Genomic DNA, 14,841 nt, shown 5'->3' on the forward strand with positions numbered 1-14,841 from the left:
GCTACTTTAAAATTTGACTAGAAATCTTTAAGTCTCCATCAATTTTATGCTCTATCTTTAAATTAAGAATCTTTGCCATTAGAGGATAAAGGTCGATATTTCTAAAAGATTCGCAGACGTGACCTTTCTTAAAGGCAGGTCCTTTTGCATATAAAATTGAATGCATATCTTTTCCTTCAAATTGAGACCATCCATGATTTCCTTTTGGTATAGAGGAAGTCTCTGTTGATATAGACCAGTCTCTATTTGCTAAACAGACAAAATCTCCAATTCGAGAATTGGTATTAAAGTTTAACTTCTTAGGAGTTTTTTTATTCTCGTAGCATTTAAAGTGATCAGCTTCATTGTTAATTTTTCGAACAGTTTGGGAAATATTCTTTTGCTTCTCATCCTTTCTATAGAAGTGAACAAGAGGTCCCTTTCCAACAGTTTTAAAGGTAGAAATAAGTTTCTTGGTACTCTCTGTTTTGCCAATCAGTTCGACATTCTTCTTTGATAATTCTGCCATACCATGGTCTGAAACAATGATAATATTTAGTGGCAACTTAAGCTTTTCAAGCTTCGTTACTAGCTGCTTTATACTATTGTCTACTTTGTGAACGGCCTGTTTTGTTTGTTCTGAGTTAGGGCCGAACTTGTGGCCAGCACTATCTACATCATGAAAGTAGAGAGTCGCAAAGTGAGGTCTTATTTCCTCTTTCATGCTAAACCACTCGACTATAGTGTCTATTCTTTTTTGATGACTGGTTCCATGATTATACTTTAGGTAGTAACTTGGTAGTATGGAGTTAAATTTGGCCTCTGAGCCTGGCCAGAAGTAAGTTGCCGACTTAAGTCCTTGTTCTTCAGCAAGTGTCCAGAAGGGCTTAGCTTTGTAAAAGTCTGAATTAGTCACAGCATTAGAATCTCTTAATGAGTAACTAGAACCAAGGTCAGGGGCATAGAATTGATTACCCACAATTCCGTGGTTCATCGGGTATCTTCCTGTGACTAATGAGAGATGATTTGGAAAAGTTTTAGTAGGAAAGGAAGGAATTAATGACTCAATTGAACTCCCATCACTTTTGAATCTTGTTAAAAACTCAGGTTTATAAAGTTCTGTGTAGTCCCATCTGTATCCATCAATTGAGATAAGTAGTATGTATGGAGCGTCTTTCTTATTCTTTTGACTATTTGTTGTGAAGTAGTCCTTTGTCGATGAACAAGATGAAAGTAAAAGTAGTGAAAGTATAATAAGAATTGAGTGCATATTTATTCCAATATTGTTTTTTTGAAATTATAGCGATTTTAAGGGAAAGAAGTCCAAAAAAAAGGTCACTTTAATGTGACCTTTTAATTTTAAGATAATTTAAGGAGAATCCTACTTACCATCATTTCCAATGGCCTCTACTGGGCATGCTTCTAGGGCCGAATTACATGCCTCTAGCTCTTCAGCGTTAGTAGGTTGCTTCTTTACATAAGCGTGACCATCGTCATCATTCATCTCAAAGAAATCTTCAGCTTCCATAATACAAGCATCACAGGCAATACATTGATCATCTACGTAGAATAGACCATCAACATTTAAATCCCATTTTGCACTCTTGTCTGCCATTTCTTTGTCTCCTGCTTTTTATTCTATTGTAATACACCGTAGTCAACAATTTTAACTGAAGCCTCAAGGTTCTTTAGCACTTCTTGTTTCATCTTTCTTCCAAGAATATTTTTAAGAGAATTATTACTCTCTTCAATTTCTTTGTCAGAAGTAACTACCTTATTATCAAATTTTGACGTCTTTACAACAACAACGTTAGTCGCTCTATCAAATGTATATGTTTCTGATTGATCGAGCCCTTTAGAGAATATTGATTTTAAATCAGTCGACTCGAGCAGTACTTGTCCTTTAGATCCATCAATTTTGTTTAATTCGTTAGAGCTTTCAACTTTAAGGCCGTATTTAGACTTCAAGGTAGTAAGCGCCTTTTTATTTGTAATCGACTTCGAAACTTCCTCTGTAACTTTTGCTACAAGTTCATTTAGTTCAGTATTTTTAAGTTTTCTGATCATTTCTTGAGCTAGTTTCGTTTCGTGCTCTTCTAGTTTTGCTTCTTTAGCTTCTTTTCTATCTTCAACAAGAATGATGTGGTAACCATAGCTAGTTTTTACAGGAGAAGAGATTGTCCCTGGCTTTAGGCTAAAAGCGATCTTTTCGAACTCTGGAACCATTCTTCCTCTAGAGAACCAACCTAAGTCTCCACCATTCTCTAGTCCAGAAGGATCTTCAGTATTTTTCTTAGCAAGTCTTTCAAAGTTCTTTACTGTTAATGATTTCTTTAAATCTGTAATCTTCTTAAGTTGCTGCATCTCAGTTGTTGAGTCAGTCTTTAAGAGGATATGACGTGCTTTCACTTGTTCTTTTTGATCTAGAGAAGATTTTCTTTCATTAAATAGAGAAAGAACCTTTGCTTTATTAGATTCATCACTTAGAAATGTTGTCGTCTCTTCTTTAGATACATCTAACTTTCTTCTAATCGCTTCTTTATTGATCTCTACGATAGTTGTTGTAAGCTTCTGCTTTCTAAATTCGTTTATATCTTTAAAATATTGATTCGAAATAGGCATCGTGCTTGAAATTGCATCAGTATTGAAGCCTCTTACTTGATTAAGCATATCTTTTTCAAAGTCTTGTGGATTAAGTCTGTTTGCTGCAAGAATTCTCTTATAAAGATCGACGCTAAAAACACCATTAACTAGAAAAGGCTTAAATTTCTTTATTTCGTCCTTAACTTCTGCTGTGCTAGGCATTACTCCCAATTCATCTCCAAGAATTAGAGTCAACTTACCTTGAACTAAATTTCTAAGTGCATTTTGCTTAAGACCAAATTGCTTTATTTGAGCATTAGTAAGGTCTTTTCCTCCAGTGATTCCACGATAGAACTCAAGTTGACGGTTGTACTCTCTTTGGTAGTCTTCAACTTTAATAGGCTCGTCACCAACTTTAGCTACTGCGTTTGGACTTCCAGTAAAACTCTGGTAACCGGTAAACATGAACGAAATAACGATGAATCCTATAAAAACCGTTACAAACATGCTTGATGTTTTCTTTTGAAATGTTTCATTTTCAGACATAGTGCAAAATCCTCTGTGATTAATTATATCTATTTTTTTGATGCTATTATTCCACGGACTGATTAAATCCGTAAAGATTATTGGCAGTTGGAAGCTAATTAGTTACTCTTTTATATAGCATTAAGCAAAATTTAGGACTAGGGGATGGGCCAAGTGCGATTTGGAGAAGGAGAAGGACAGAAAATTAAGGTAATTCTTAATATTCTGGTCTGTGCAATAGCTTTATACAGGGTGTCAACTCGAGACTTCGAAAAACAAGAAACAAGTGCGTTTGAAAATATCATGATTGATTTCTTCGCGCCTATGCAAAAAAGTGTAACTTTTGTGCACAATAGTTTTAATTCAGTCTTTGATAATTACATCGCAAATGTGAACGCTTCTAAAGAAAATGCAAAACTGCAAATGGTTATGTCAGATTTAAAAAGCCAAATCTTTTCTTACAAAGAAATGGAGCTTGAAAATATTAGACTAAAGGGACTTCTCGATTTTGGTGAAGATCTTCCTTATAAAAAAGTCTTGGCCCAAGTAGTTGCTAGAGATGCCTCGAGTGACTTTAGAGTTCTTCGTATAAATAAAGGTCTCTCTGATGGTTTAAAGCTTCAGGCAACTGTAGTCACAGGTTCAGGCTTAGTAGGGTTTGTTTATAGATTAACCGATCACTTTGCAGATGTTCTCACTATCTTAGACCCTAACAATAGAGTTGATTCTCTAGTTAAGAGAATTAGGGCCCATGGAATCATTGAAGGTGATAGTGATCTGAGATGTCTGATGAAGTATGTAAATAGAACTGAGCCAATCATTTTGAATGATGAAGTTCTAACATCTGGTCTTGGAAATCTATATCCTAAAGGTATTTTGATTGGGAAGGTTTCAAAGATTGAAAGACAGTCCTATGGAATGACCCAAGAAATAGAAATCTCTCCTGTAGTGAATTTCGGAAAGCTGGAAGAGGTCATTGTTCTTGTTTCAGAGGGTGATAAGAAGAAAGATCTAGAATGGGAAGCGCTAGATAGTAATGCTGAGGAGAAGAACAAATGAAGAGACAATTTAAGGACCTAATTGTTCCATTATTTATAACATTATTGATTCTCACAATTCTTGAAATCATATCTACGTCTTTATTACCTGCTTTTGGTGCTCAGAAGTATATTATCCCTTTCAATATTTTGATTGTTCTATACTTAGGCTTTAAATTAGAAACTCCATACCTTGCAGTATTAATACTTATAGTTCAGTACTTTCATTCATTCTTTTCAATTGAAGGGTGGGAGCTTGGTACCATTGCAGGGATTTTTATTTGTATTATTATTTCTTACTTAAGAGATGTTCTGCACTTTTCTTCTGCTGCAATTACAATTGCTGTTACACAAGTCTTCCAAGTTGTATGGTTCTTACTTGTGTCTTCACTATTTTATCTTAAAACAAATAACTTTACTTTCTTAGTGGAGAAAATGTGGAGATTTTTACCAGAGAGTATTGCTATCTCTCTCATGGCTCCATTCTTCTTTAGTATCTTTGATAGAATATGGGGAACTAGTGGGGATGGAATGTTAGGTGAGGATATTTAATGTTTGGTGAAGATGACATTGTTCGTTCCCATAAAGGTCGAGCGGACTTAATATTTAATATAGTCCTAGCTTGCTTTCTTATTATACTTATACGTTTGTGGTATCTACAAATTCATAAAGGTGATGAGTTCTATAAGTATTCTGTTCAAAATAGACTTCGTAAGGAAGTGGTTAAAGCGCCTCGTGGAATGATTTTTTCACGTAATAATAAATTACTTGTTCATAATACACCTCGTTTTGATGCGATAATTGTTCCTCAGTATTTAACGAACAAAAAACAAACATTAAAGAAATTGTCTTTAATTCTTAATATGTCTGAAAAAAGTATTCTTAATGTATTAAGAAAGAATTCATATCAAGCAAGATATCGACCAATTATTATAAAGAAGAATATCTCTAGAAAGGAAGTTGCAATAATAGAAACAGAGAACTCTAAAATGCCAGGAGTAAGTGTTCAAACTTTTATCTCTAGAGAATACTCCGAAAAAGAAGTTGGAAGCCATGCTCTTGGATATATCTCGGAGATTTCTCAACAACAAATACCTACCTACAGAGAAAGAGATAATTTCAACTATAGAATAGGCGACTTTATTGGGCAGGCAGGAATTGAAAAGAACTTGGATCTAAACCTTAGAGGTACTGATGGTTATCAATTCATGGAAGTTGATGCCAGAGGTAGAATGAAGCGTTTAATTAAGGGGAAAAACCTATTCGCTGGAATTGAGAATAAGAGTGCAATTCCAGGTGATAATATTCGCCTAACAATAGATCGTGATATGCAAAGAACAGCGTATAACTCTTTGGAAGGCAAGGTCGGTAGTGTTGTTGCGGTAGACGTAAACTCGGGAGAAATCTTAGCAATGATTTCTAGACCTAGTTTTGATCCTTCAGAGTTCTCAAAAGGATTAACAGCAAAGTATTGGAAGAAGCTAAGTAATGATGAGTTTAAGCCAATGACGGATAGAACTATTCAGGAGCATTATTCTCCAGGATCAACATTTAAAACCTTTACGGCCCTAGCAGCTTTAGAAGAAGGGATTGTCACTGCAAATCAAGAAATTAGTTGTCCACCTACTTTTAGATTAGGAAGAAGAGTTTATCACGACTGGAAAAGAGGAGGACATGGATTAACTGATGTTTACAAATCATTAAGAAGATCTGTTGATGTTTACTTCTATAAAATAGCCACCAAATTAGACATTGATATTTTAAGTGGATATGCAAAGCAATTTGGTTTTGGAACTAAAACAGGAATAGCACTACCGCGTGAGATTCCTGGCTTGATTCCAACTAAAGAATGGAAACTAAAAAAAGATGGAATACCTTGGCAAAAAGGTGAGACTGTCTCTTGCGTTATTGGACAGTCCTATGTTTTAGCTACGCCACTTCAATTGGCATTGGCCTATGCATCTATTGCTAATGGGGGGAAGCTATATCGTCCTTATCTAATCAAGGAAATTTTCTCAAGTGATGGAACTATTCTTGAAAAGTTCGAACCTCACATTGTGAGTGAATCTACTATTAAAAAAGAGAACTTAGAACATGTAAAAAAAGGATTATATCAAGTTGTTAATCATCCAAAGGGAACTGCTTGGTGGCATAGAGGAAGAGGAATAAGAATGGCCGGGAAAACTGGAACTTCCCAAGTACGTAGTATGTCTAAAAAAGAATTGTTCTCTAAGTGTAAAGACATGCCTTATAAAGACAGGCATCATGGTATATTTGTTGGATTTGCTCCCTTTGATAATCCAAAAATTGCCGTTGCTGCTGTTGTTGAGCATGGATGCTCTGGTTCTGGAGCAGCTGCACCTGTTGTAAAGAATGTAGTGACTACATTTATGAAAAAATATGAAAAAAAGTTATTCGAAAAATATGAACAAGAAGATAAGGCCTACGCGCTTAAGCTTTATTTAGAAGATAAGAAACGAAGAGAAAAACTGAAGGCCGAAGCCGCAACGGATGAGGAAGCTTCAGATGACGAAGATTAATTGGATTTAATATGAATACAACAGCAATAATTGAAGCACTTAAGAAGTATGACTTCAGCTTTTTTGGAATATGTGGAGCAATTTTTTTAATGGGAGTTGTAAACCTATACTCTGCAACTCATGCTTCATCTTCTGCGCACATGGCCAGTTTATATAAAGTTCAAATAGGTTGGTATGCAGTCTCACTACTAGGGGGTGTAGTAATTAGTTTTATTCAGCCTAAGAACTTCTTTAGGTTCTCTTGGCTTATATATGGTGTGAATGTATTTCTCCTAATTTTAGTTCTCTTTTTGGGGCATAAAGGTATGGGAGCGCAAAGATGGCTAGTGGTAGGACCTGTTAGAATTCAACCATCTGAACTTATGAAGATGTCTGTCATTTTAGTACTTGCTAGATGGTATGCTAAAACTGATCCAGATAAAGCAATTGGATTTAGAGAATTAATGATTCCTTTTGTTATTGCTTTCATTCCAGCATTACTAACTATACTAGAACCTGACTTGGGAACAGGTTTACTTATTCTGTTAATTTTCTTTGTTGTCACGTTTTATAGAAAGCTAAAGTGGAAAACGATAATGGTCTTAGGAGTCATTGGTATAATAAGCGGTGGTGTGATGTACCAGTTCGGCTTAAAAGAGTATCAAAGAAAGAGAATCTTAACCTTTATTAATCCAACAGCAGACGCAAAGGGTTCTGGTTATAATGCTATTCAATCTAAAATCGCAATCGGATCAGGAAAAGTAATAGGTAAAGGGTTTAAAAAGTCTTCACAGGCGTCTTTGAATTACTTGCCCGAGAATCACACAGACTTTGTCTTTTCAATTTTTAATGAAGAGCATGGCTTTGTTGGTTCACTATTTTTAATTTCACTCTTTCTTGTCCTATTTTACAGATTCATTTGGTTGGCACAGTCAGTGCCCCGGATCTTTGAATCCATCGTAGTCATTGGGATAATGTCGATTTTCTTTTGGCATACCTTTATAAATATGGGGATGGTTACTGGTATAATGCCTATTGTTGGTTTACCTCTTCCGCTCATGAGTTATGGAGGTTCTAGTTTACTTACTTTTGGCTTCTGTTGCGGTATTGCAACTTCTATCAGTAATTCTAGAAACTTGTTCTAACTATCTGAAAGTATTACCTCTTTTACCTTTTATTTAAGGTTCTAAGAGGTAATGTCCGATAAAATTACTATGAATTTAACAAAATCTTTGTTGCTCTCTATTTTTATTTCCATAGTTGCTGCTTGCTCGACTCAATCACTTGTCGAGACTTCTTATAGAGCTCCTAGCTCGATAACAGAAGAGAATTCTTGCACTAAGATTGCATCTGAATTTATTGCTAATGAGCAAGTTAACAAAGAAATTGCAAATATTACGGGAATTAAATATCTCACTCAAAAATTCTCAGAGATTAAGCATTTAGATAAATCAAACTTCTATGCAATGCAATTGAGAATGATGTTGGTGGGACAGAACAAAGGAAAAGTAGTAGAGACTGTTCCCTTATCTAAACTTAAGCCTATTCATCCAATAAATCGTGGTGCTTCAATTGAGAAAACTAAAGCTAGATCTTTAAATATTGATGAGTATATTTCTAAAAACGGATTACCTAAGGTTTTTAATGTCGACATTCAAGAGGAGACTATTAAATCTAGAATGTTAATGAGGGCCATTAAAAATGATGAAGGTGAATATATTGTCTTCGATGGTAACGGTCGTCTCTTTGCCCTAAGAGATTATTTTGAAAGTCGTAACCTCACTTCAATGCCAATTGAAGTTGAAGTTTACCAAATGGACTACTCTAAGATAAAGCATTTGGTCGAAATTCGTAGAAAATCAGTTTATGAAACAGGTGAAGATGTAAGTGAATTTCGCGCTAAGCTTTACAGGCAAGATCTATCAGAGCAAGAGATAGATGAGGGAATTCATTCTTTAAAGGAAAGCTTTAAGCACTATACAAAAATGGCAGAGAGAACTAAAGATCGTGATGCTCGAATTTCTTTTACAGCTCTTGCAAGTGAAATGAACTCTAAGGCCAGAGAACTTGAAAATGTAAAGATTTGGAGAGAAAAAGGCTACTCTGATGCTTTTAGAGAAGGATTTAGTGAATCCCAGATAAATGATATGGTGGCAAAGAAAGTACCTTTAGGCTTTTCAAATCAACAATTTGAACAGGCCAAGCTTGAATTGATTGATGCTCTTAGAACTGAGAATATTGGTCAGGGGCATATTGTCTTAGATGGTTCATCAACAACTTTCTACTCTAATAACCCTTCCAAGAAGTTAGGACACCACTTTAAAAATACTGGTCTATTTAAGAGTGATTATGATTTTAAACTTTATTCAAAGAAATTCGCAGAAGATATGCGTGAAAAAGGATATAGCTGGAAGGCCCACGAAGCTCACTTTAAAGCTAGATGGATTAATAAAGAGTATGAAGCAATTCGTGAATTTAGCAAGAAGTGGTCTAAGAAGTTGAATAAAAAGGTGACTGTAATAGGTGTGGATGAGGAAATATCAGAGCCACTCGAACATGGCTCCTTTATTATAAATCTTAATGAAAACTAAACTCTGCTCGCAATCCAAAGTGATCTGAAATAGGATTTTCTGTAAAAGTTTTCCTAACGTTCTCTAATTTTAGAAATTCTTCTTGATAGAAAATATAATCAAGCTTGCTATTAAAAGGAGCATCTGTAAGCGGATTTTCGCTACAGAAGGTACATCCTATCTGATCTTTTCTAGCACTTTCTCTAAAGCCTAGGTCATATAACGGCCTGTAGAACTCATCATCCTGATCTTGATTAAAGTCTCCAGTAAGTAATACAGGTCTGTCAGAGAAGTGATTTCTAATCTTATCTATCACGAAATTTAACTGATCAACTCTTTCATGTTTTCGATCTTCAAAGGGTGAGAAGTGAACATTAATAACATAGATTTCTTTTTCATTAGATAATCTTATTTTTGAGACTATCATTATTCTCTTACCAAAAATTTTTTTAGAATGAGGTAGCGTATAGGCTAACTTCTTTCCAACTTGTTCATAGGTTGAAGCAATAGCAAGCCCTTCTCGCATAATAATTGTATTATTAGTTTTATAGTAATGTACGTTTAGTTCTTCATTTTCTATAAATACATTGAATAAGCTTTTGCCACCGATACTCTTCCAAGCTTCCTGGAAAGTCATAATTTCAGCTTTTTCTGTATCAATATTTTGAATAAGAGAGTCTAGTCGCGACTCGTAGGACTTAGTGTAGTGCCATAGGTTCTGAGTACTAATGGTGAAGTTAGTGGCAAAGCATGCCGTAATATTAGCGAGTACTATCAATAGTATTTTAGACATTTTTTCTTCCTGAATAAGTCATTAAAAATTGTTTCAAAATAGGGAGTTCTTGTCAAAGTCTTCAAATGACGCGCATGGCATGATTGTTGCTCTTATATAAGTATAAATAATCAAAATACGTAATTATAAGGGGTTAGTGATGATGAATTCGATTAAACTTTGTTCACTTGTTATTTTATTATTCACACAAATGAGCAGTTTTGCTTCGAATGATACGCCAACTCGTTTAAATCAGGTTAGAAATAGCTTATGGGTCTTTGGAGTTGATAACTCTGTAAGTGAAGCACCAGAAGTGGTTGAGCATTCTTTATTGGGTCTTGCCGATGAGGTAGAGCCTGAAACTGTAGAGCAATTTGAGCCAGAAGTTCCTGAAGAGCTGCAGATGGCCATTTTTAAGGTTGAGTCTTAAACTTGACTCCTTAAGACGTACGTAGTTATATAGTCTTATTAACATACTACTGATGTGTATGTTGTAGGATGACAATGAAAAGAGTTTCTAATATTGGTGGTCTATTAAAAAGACTTTACCGTATGTACAATTCACAATTATTACAGGTGCTGGAATCAAAAGGGTTCACAGACTTGCGTCCTAGCTTTCTAGAAGTATTACTCTATATTTGCGAAAATGAAGGTCCATCTATCAAAGATATTGGATCAGGTTGTGGTCTAAAAAAGCAGACTATGACAAGTCATCTTAATGAGCTTGAAAAAAGAGGATATATATTTAGACAAGTAAACTCATCTGATAAGAGAGAGCAAAAAATCTACCTTACAGAATATGGCGAGAAGTTTAAATTAAACCTTTTTGAATGCCTTACTAATATCGAAAATGAGTATTCTATTTTAGTAGGTGAAGTTGAAATGGATAGAATCGAGCACGTTCTAGAAAACTATCATACGAGGCTTACTACAAATCAAATCCAGAGAAAAGCTTCTCAGGCATTTCAAAACTTAACTCTAGATTTCTAGTTAGGCCCTCTTTACAGAGTTTTGATTTTCAAGATTTGGCCAAAATCTATATCCACCAGAGACATTATTTAAATTGAAAAAACCTTTCTTAATTAACATTTCACAGGCCTGAATTGATCTTAAGCCTTGTTCAGAAAAAATAAGAATAGGTGTAGTCTTACTTTGCAGCTCCGCATATCTCGTATTTAAATCTTCTAGGGAAATCTTTATACATCCATCAAGCTTTATAGGAGCTTGATAACTTTCATTAGAAACATCTAGTATAATATAGTCGAGGTCTGGATTATTATAAATCTCTAGGGCCTTTTGTGGACTAAGGTCATTATAAGGCCTACCCATTAGAATATTTGAATCATCAATATACTCACCGTTCTTTACTCTGATTAAGTGATTACGTTGCAAAGAAAGTGAAAACTCTAACTTCTCATCTATTCTTGAAATGTTTTTCTCGATATTGCTAAGTCTATTATTCATAAACTCAAGCATTTGAAATAATTTTAAATCCATAGATACCTCTAAGAGAATTATATAAAAATACAAAACTCTGGGGAATCGGGCAAAGAAGTACTTGAGTAAAAAGCTCTATCTAAAAGACAGGATAGAAGTTTCCAAAGTTAATATGACCTGTAATAACAGTAGTAAGGTAGCAAGAAGTAAAGAAAATTGACCCTTCGAATACTCCATAGCCAATTTCCGCATTTCCTTCTTCAGATAATTGCTCTTTCATATGTGTTGCAAAATCATCTTGAAGTTTAAAGATAAAAATCAAACCACTTCTGAAAATAGGAATAATTATTAAAGAAAGAAGAATCTTTAAGATTACTTGGATAGAATACCATTTAATATTTGAGAGTTCGTGGTTAAAAGACGAAGTAATTATAAATGTCCAGCCCCAAATAAACCCTAAGTAAGAAAGACCTACGGCTAGATTCTTTTGAACAAGTAGTCTGTTAAATGAAAGTTTAGAAATTAATGAATAGGTCTTTGTTGAAAAACCAATTAGAACCATTGCTAATAACCACAAAAATAGCAGAACAATAATAGAAGACTTTGAAACTGAAGTGACACTTTTAATGATAAAAGCTACAGCTGTCGAATTCGCAAACGATATAAGAGCATAAGACATGTTCTTTCTTTTTATGATCTCATCATGATACTCAAAATTATAAAGAACAATGCTTTCTATAATATAGACTGAAATTAGGTATATAAAACTGACCAGTATCGCATGAATAAAAAAGTCGATAAGAACTAAGTAGAATTTGTCAGACATTGTAAAATAGAATTCTGAAAAAATGATCCCAATACCAATTAATCTTGAAAAAAGGTGAATTGTGTCTGAAGAATTTTTAGATGGAAAAAAACGTTTAAATATTTGAGTTCGAGAAGACGGATATAAGAAGCCGTGAGCATATTTATAAACAAAGAGTATCCCACAAAGAAATAAAGTAAATACCATTCTTAAAATTAATTTATCAAATAATTCATTCATACTTGTTTACTCGTTATTTATTAGACCATTTCGGTATGTATAAAAATTCATTCCATCTTTTTAGTAGATCCGATTGAATGACTTCTTTTCGTTGTTCTTCTTTCTTCTTTAAGCGCTCTTGTGTGAGATACCCATCGGTTCCAAATTCTTTATTTTCACCGTAGTAAGACTTGTCATGACCTAAGAATGTTTGGGCAGTTTCATAAAATTTCTCGGTGGCCGTAAAATCCTTCCAATTGAAGTAGTTTGGAAAATGTCTATAGGCCCTATGGAAGAACCATATTCTTTCTCCGGAATTTTGAATCTCCCAGTGACCATATGAAGGATCTCCTATATAGAGTATTCCCGGCGGCATTGGAATAACACTTTCGGTATTTTGTCTTTCACCTCTTCGAAATATAGACATACCTAAGTTCCCAAGATTCTTTGACCAAAAGGCATATGAGGTTCTAACAATTATTGTTTCAGGGTGCTTAAATCCATGAACAACCTTATATTTTTGAAAGTAGGTTTTTATGAGAAAGCCCGTTTGAAAACTTTCTAAAAGAATAATAGATAGGGGAGAACCGTAGAAGAAACTAGAGAAAACTCTTTCATTCGGGATATACGGTGCCTTCTTTTCAGAAGGAGAAAAGCTCTTTGAGAGTCCCAGATATATGAGAATTAGTAATATATAAACTGAAATCTTATTCATTCTTTTCTAGCTTGAGGTTTAAATCATTATCCCTCAAGCATTTTAAAGATACAAGCTTACTGTTTGGTAAGCTCGTGAATTTTTGTCATTTGTGACTCAGTTAGTAAACTTGTGTCACAATGGAGTCTATTTATGGAATGAGCATTTGAGAATTTAGTAAATAAGTCCGTAGCTTTATTAATATTAAAGTACTCCTTGCCTTCATTACCAAATGTTTTTCTTACAACTTTCATTGAGTACTTATTATGACCATCTTCCGCACTGTAGTACTTAGATAATCTTCCCTTTGAAGAGCAGCGAATATACTCAATTCCTTCATTTTCAAGGTAGTTTTGAACAATTTCTAGCTGCTTTACTTGAGAATTATTAAAAGATTCAAATATTTTTTGCGGTATTTTATTTTTTACAATTGATTGAGCGTAAGGGTTATTACTCTTTCTCATAATTTTCATTAAGTGATGGTCATCGTGCTCAATATATTCTTCGATATCCGCAGGAATAGTGTATTCCCCTTTTGATGTTTCGAAGTATTTAAATAGGAGCTGCTCAAGACAAACCGCTCTATAATGGAAGTAAACCATTACGAACATATGATATCTACTTAGTAAAAAGTCATCAAAAGTAACAACTGCTCTTTCTGAAATCCCTAGGTAGGCTTTCTTATCAATGATAGCTGGCTCTAGGTTATCGAGTAGCCAGTCAAGGTCATAAGAACCATAACTAACACCACAGAAGTAGCTATCTCTTAGTAAGTAATCCATTCTGTCACAATCAAGCTCACTTGAGACTAATTGGTGGAGGAGGATAAAGTAATCAATTCCATCAATAGTGAAATAGCTGGCTTCGTCAGTATCACCACGAATTAAATCTGCGATGAACTTCCTTTCAACTCCAAAAGACTTTTCAACATCTGCAAATGATTCTGCAAAGGAACTATCCGCGATGGCCTTAATTGTGTAATCTTCGTGAGTGGCCTGTCTATTTGAGCTCTTATCTTTTTCACTGAGAAAACGAGGAGGTATTTTTAATTCATTTAAGCTAGGCATCACCGACTCTGTGGAGTGAGAAAGAGGAGCGTGTCCAATATCATGTAGAAGGCAAGCGAGCTTAAAAGTTTCTTTTATTCTAAGAATATCTTTAGTGTAAGAGCGTCCTTTAAATAATTTATCAAAGGCCTTGTCTCCAATATTCATAACTCCAATTGAATGGATGAACCTGGTGTGAGTGGCCCCAGGGAATACATATTCTGAAAAACCAAGTTGTTTAATATTTCTTAGTCGTTGGAAGAATTCATGCTGAATTATTGCAATTTCTTCATCTAAAATATGTATTGAACCGTGTACAGGATCTCTAACTTCCATAACTACCCTTACTAATTTTTTTCTAGTTTTTCTTGATTATCTTCTAGCCACTGCATTATATCTGAAGATTCAAACATAGCTTTATTGTCAATGTATAAGCATGGAACTGTTCTTCTACCTGTGTCTTGAACTAATCTCTCATAGCACTTTTGATCTTCTTGAATATTACAAAGGTCAACTTTTACATTCAACTTATTAATTGTGCCAAGAACATACTGACAAAATGGACAGGCATCATAATAAAATAATTCTAACTTTTGATACATTTTATACCTTTAAAATAAAAAAAGCCCCGATCTCGGGGCCATTGTTAAGATTT

General features: G+C 34.4%; 16 protein-coding genes. 7 read left to right on the forward strand and 9 right to left on the reverse strand.

The genetic code is table 11. The features are described 5' to 3' along the window. Position 1: 1 nt before the first annotated feature. The 3 genes from DPQ89_RS08985 to DPQ89_RS08995 all read right to left on the reverse strand — a co-directional run bounded on the left by DPQ89_RS08985 (position 2) and on the right by DPQ89_RS08995 (position 3,108). Entirely contained in the window at positions 2-1,249 is a 1,248-nt protein-coding gene (locus DPQ89_RS08985; RefSeq protein ID WP_127716603.1) for an ectonucleotide pyrophosphatase/phosphodiesterase, read from the reverse strand. 111 nt (positions 1,250-1,360) lie between these two features. Then, the gene (locus tag DPQ89_RS08990; protein WP_127716604.1) at positions 1,361-1,594 is read right to left on the reverse strand and encodes a ferredoxin; all 234 of its coding nucleotides are present in this window, start codon (positions 1,592-1,594) and stop codon (positions 1,361-1,363) included. A gap of 23 nt (positions 1,595-1,617) precedes the next feature. Beyond that, positions 1,618-3,108: a SurA N-terminal domain-containing protein gene (locus DPQ89_RS08995; protein ID WP_127716605.1), complete on the reverse strand. Its 1,491-nt coding sequence runs from the start codon at positions 3,106-3,108 to the stop codon at positions 1,618-1,620. Positions 3,109-3,261: 153 nt separating this feature from the next. Between DPQ89_RS08995 and mreC the strand changes: the two genes are divergently transcribed. The 5 genes from mreC (at position 3,262) to DPQ89_RS09020 (ending at position 9,234) form a co-directional block, all read left to right on the forward strand. After that, positions 3,262-4,146 carry a rod shape-determining protein MreC gene (mreC, locus tag DPQ89_RS09000; protein WP_164848328.1) on the forward strand — a complete coding sequence of 295 codons (885 nt, stop codon included), beginning with the start codon at positions 3,262-3,264 and terminating at the stop codon, positions 4,144-4,146. Next, the gene (locus DPQ89_RS09005; protein WP_127716607.1) at positions 4,143-4,676 is read left to right on the forward strand and encodes a hypothetical protein; all 534 of its coding nucleotides are present in this window, start codon (positions 4,143-4,145) and stop codon (positions 4,674-4,676) included. The genes mreC and DPQ89_RS09005 overlap by 4 nt, the downstream gene beginning before the upstream one ends. Beyond that, positions 4,676-6,664: a penicillin-binding protein 2 gene (gene mrdA, locus DPQ89_RS09010; protein ID WP_127716608.1), complete on the forward strand. Its 1,989-nt coding sequence runs from the start codon at positions 4,676-4,678 to the stop codon at positions 6,662-6,664. Before DPQ89_RS09005 ends, mrdA begins: the two co-directional genes overlap by 1 nt. Before the next feature lie 11 nt (positions 6,665-6,675). After that, positions 6,676-7,788 (forward strand): rod shape-determining protein RodA, encoded by a 1,113-nt coding sequence (rodA, locus tag DPQ89_RS09015; RefSeq protein WP_127716609.1) that lies wholly within the window; start codon positions 6,676-6,678, stop codon positions 7,786-7,788. Between the two features lie 69 nt (positions 7,789-7,857). Next, complete coding sequence (locus tag DPQ89_RS09020) at positions 7,858-9,234, forward strand: hypothetical protein (RefSeq protein ID WP_127716610.1); 1,377 nt, start codon at positions 7,858-7,860, stop codon at positions 9,232-9,234. On the opposite strand, the gene DPQ89_RS09025 is transcribed toward DPQ89_RS09020, so the two are convergent. Beyond that, on the reverse strand, positions 9,221-10,006 hold the full coding sequence (locus tag DPQ89_RS09025; RefSeq protein ID WP_127716611.1) for an endonuclease/exonuclease/phosphatase family protein: 786 nt from the start codon (positions 10,004-10,006) through the stop codon (positions 9,221-9,223). The two genes, DPQ89_RS09020 and DPQ89_RS09025, sit on opposite strands and share 14 nt — an antisense overlap. A gap of 139 nt (positions 10,007-10,145) precedes the next feature. Between DPQ89_RS09025 and DPQ89_RS09030 the strand changes: the two genes are divergently transcribed. Next, a complete protein-coding gene (locus DPQ89_RS09030) occupies positions 10,146-10,415 on the forward strand; it encodes a hypothetical protein (RefSeq protein WP_127716612.1) in 270 nt (89 codons plus the stop codon). A gap of 74 nt (positions 10,416-10,489) precedes the next feature. Then, positions 10,490-10,975 (forward strand): MarR family winged helix-turn-helix transcriptional regulator, encoded by a 486-nt coding sequence (locus DPQ89_RS09035; protein WP_164848329.1) that lies wholly within the window; start codon positions 10,490-10,492, stop codon positions 10,973-10,975. Here the strand turns inward: DPQ89_RS09035 and DPQ89_RS09040 are convergent, their stop codons facing one another. The 5 genes from DPQ89_RS09040 to DPQ89_RS09060 all read right to left on the reverse strand — a co-directional run bounded on the left by DPQ89_RS09040 (position 10,976) and on the right by DPQ89_RS09060 (position 14,788). Further along, the gene (locus DPQ89_RS09040) at positions 10,976-11,482 is read right to left on the reverse strand and encodes a rhodanese-like domain-containing protein (protein ID WP_127716614.1); all 507 of its coding nucleotides are present in this window, start codon (positions 11,480-11,482) and stop codon (positions 10,976-10,978) included. It lies immediately after the preceding gene. Between the two features lie 79 nt (positions 11,483-11,561). Continuing rightward, positions 11,562-12,467 carry a hypothetical protein gene (locus DPQ89_RS09045; protein ID WP_127716615.1) on the reverse strand — a complete coding sequence of 302 codons (906 nt, stop codon included), beginning with the start codon at positions 12,465-12,467 and terminating at the stop codon, positions 11,562-11,564. Between the two features lie 13 nt (positions 12,468-12,480). After that, positions 12,481-13,161: a hypothetical protein gene (locus DPQ89_RS09050; RefSeq protein WP_127716616.1), complete on the reverse strand. Its 681-nt coding sequence runs from the start codon at positions 13,159-13,161 to the stop codon at positions 12,481-12,483. 56 nt (positions 13,162-13,217) lie between these two features. Beyond that, positions 13,218-14,522, reverse strand: a complete 1,305-nt coding sequence (locus DPQ89_RS09055; RefSeq protein ID WP_127716617.1) for an HD domain-containing protein — start codon at positions 14,520-14,522, stop codon at positions 13,218-13,220. Positions 14,523-14,533: 11 nt separating this feature from the next. Beyond that, positions 14,534-14,788: a glutathione S-transferase N-terminal domain-containing protein gene (locus DPQ89_RS09060; protein ID WP_127716618.1), complete on the reverse strand. Its 255-nt coding sequence runs from the start codon at positions 14,786-14,788 to the stop codon at positions 14,534-14,536. Between the last annotated feature and the right edge of the window lie 53 nt (positions 14,789-14,841).

Origin of the sequence: Halobacteriovorax sp. HLS (genome assembly GCF_004006665.1) — a bacterium.
GTDB lineage: Bacteria > Bdellovibrionota > Bacteriovoracia > Bacteriovoracales > Bacteriovoracaceae > Halobacteriovorax.

What these genes read in the sequence shown, in the direction of transcription:
- DPQ89_RS08985 (WP_127716603.1), bottom strand. Translation starts at nt 1,249, where the DNA reads ATGCACTCAATTCTTATTATACTTTCACTACTTTTACTTTCATCTTGT.
- DPQ89_RS08990 (WP_127716604.1), bottom strand. Translation starts at nt 1,594, where the DNA reads ATGGCAGACAAGAGTGCAAAATGGGATTTAAATGTTGATGGTCTATTC.
- DPQ89_RS08995 (WP_127716605.1), bottom strand. Translation starts at nt 3,108, where the DNA reads ATGTCTGAAAATGAAACATTTCAAAAGAAAACATCAAGCATGTTTGTA.
- DPQ89_RS09005 (WP_127716607.1), top strand. Translation starts at nt 4,143, where the DNA reads ATGAAGAGACAATTTAAGGACCTAATTGTTCCATTATTTATAACATTA.
- mrdA (WP_127716608.1), top strand. Translation starts at nt 4,676, where the DNA reads ATGTTTGGTGAAGATGACATTGTTCGTTCCCATAAAGGTCGAGCGGAC.
- rodA (WP_127716609.1), top strand. Translation starts at nt 6,676, where the DNA reads ATGAATACAACAGCAATAATTGAAGCACTTAAGAAGTATGACTTCAGC.
- DPQ89_RS09020 (WP_127716610.1), top strand. Translation starts at nt 7,858, where the DNA reads ATGAATTTAACAAAATCTTTGTTGCTCTCTATTTTTATTTCCATAGTT.
- DPQ89_RS09025 (WP_127716611.1), bottom strand. Translation starts at nt 10,006, where the DNA reads ATGTCTAAAATACTATTGATAGTACTCGCTAATATTACGGCATGCTTT.
- DPQ89_RS09030 (WP_127716612.1), top strand. Translation starts at nt 10,146, where the DNA reads ATGATGAATTCGATTAAACTTTGTTCACTTGTTATTTTATTATTCACA.
- DPQ89_RS09035 (WP_164848329.1), top strand. Translation starts at nt 10,490, where the DNA reads ATGAAAAGAGTTTCTAATATTGGTGGTCTATTAAAAAGACTTTACCGT.
- DPQ89_RS09040 (WP_127716614.1), bottom strand. Translation starts at nt 11,482, where the DNA reads ATGGATTTAAAATTATTTCAAATGCTTGAGTTTATGAATAATAGACTT.
- DPQ89_RS09045 (WP_127716615.1), bottom strand. Translation starts at nt 12,467, where the DNA reads ATGAATGAATTATTTGATAAATTAATTTTAAGAATGGTATTTACTTTA.
- DPQ89_RS09050 (WP_127716616.1), bottom strand. Translation starts at nt 13,161, where the DNA reads ATGAATAAGATTTCAGTTTATATATTACTAATTCTCATATATCTGGGA.
- DPQ89_RS09055 (WP_127716617.1), bottom strand. Translation starts at nt 14,522, where the DNA reads ATGGAAGTTAGAGATCCTGTACACGGTTCAATACATATTTTAGATGAA.
- DPQ89_RS09060 (WP_127716618.1), bottom strand. Translation starts at nt 14,788, where the DNA reads ATGTATCAAAAGTTAGAATTATTTTATTATGATGCCTGTCCATTTTGT.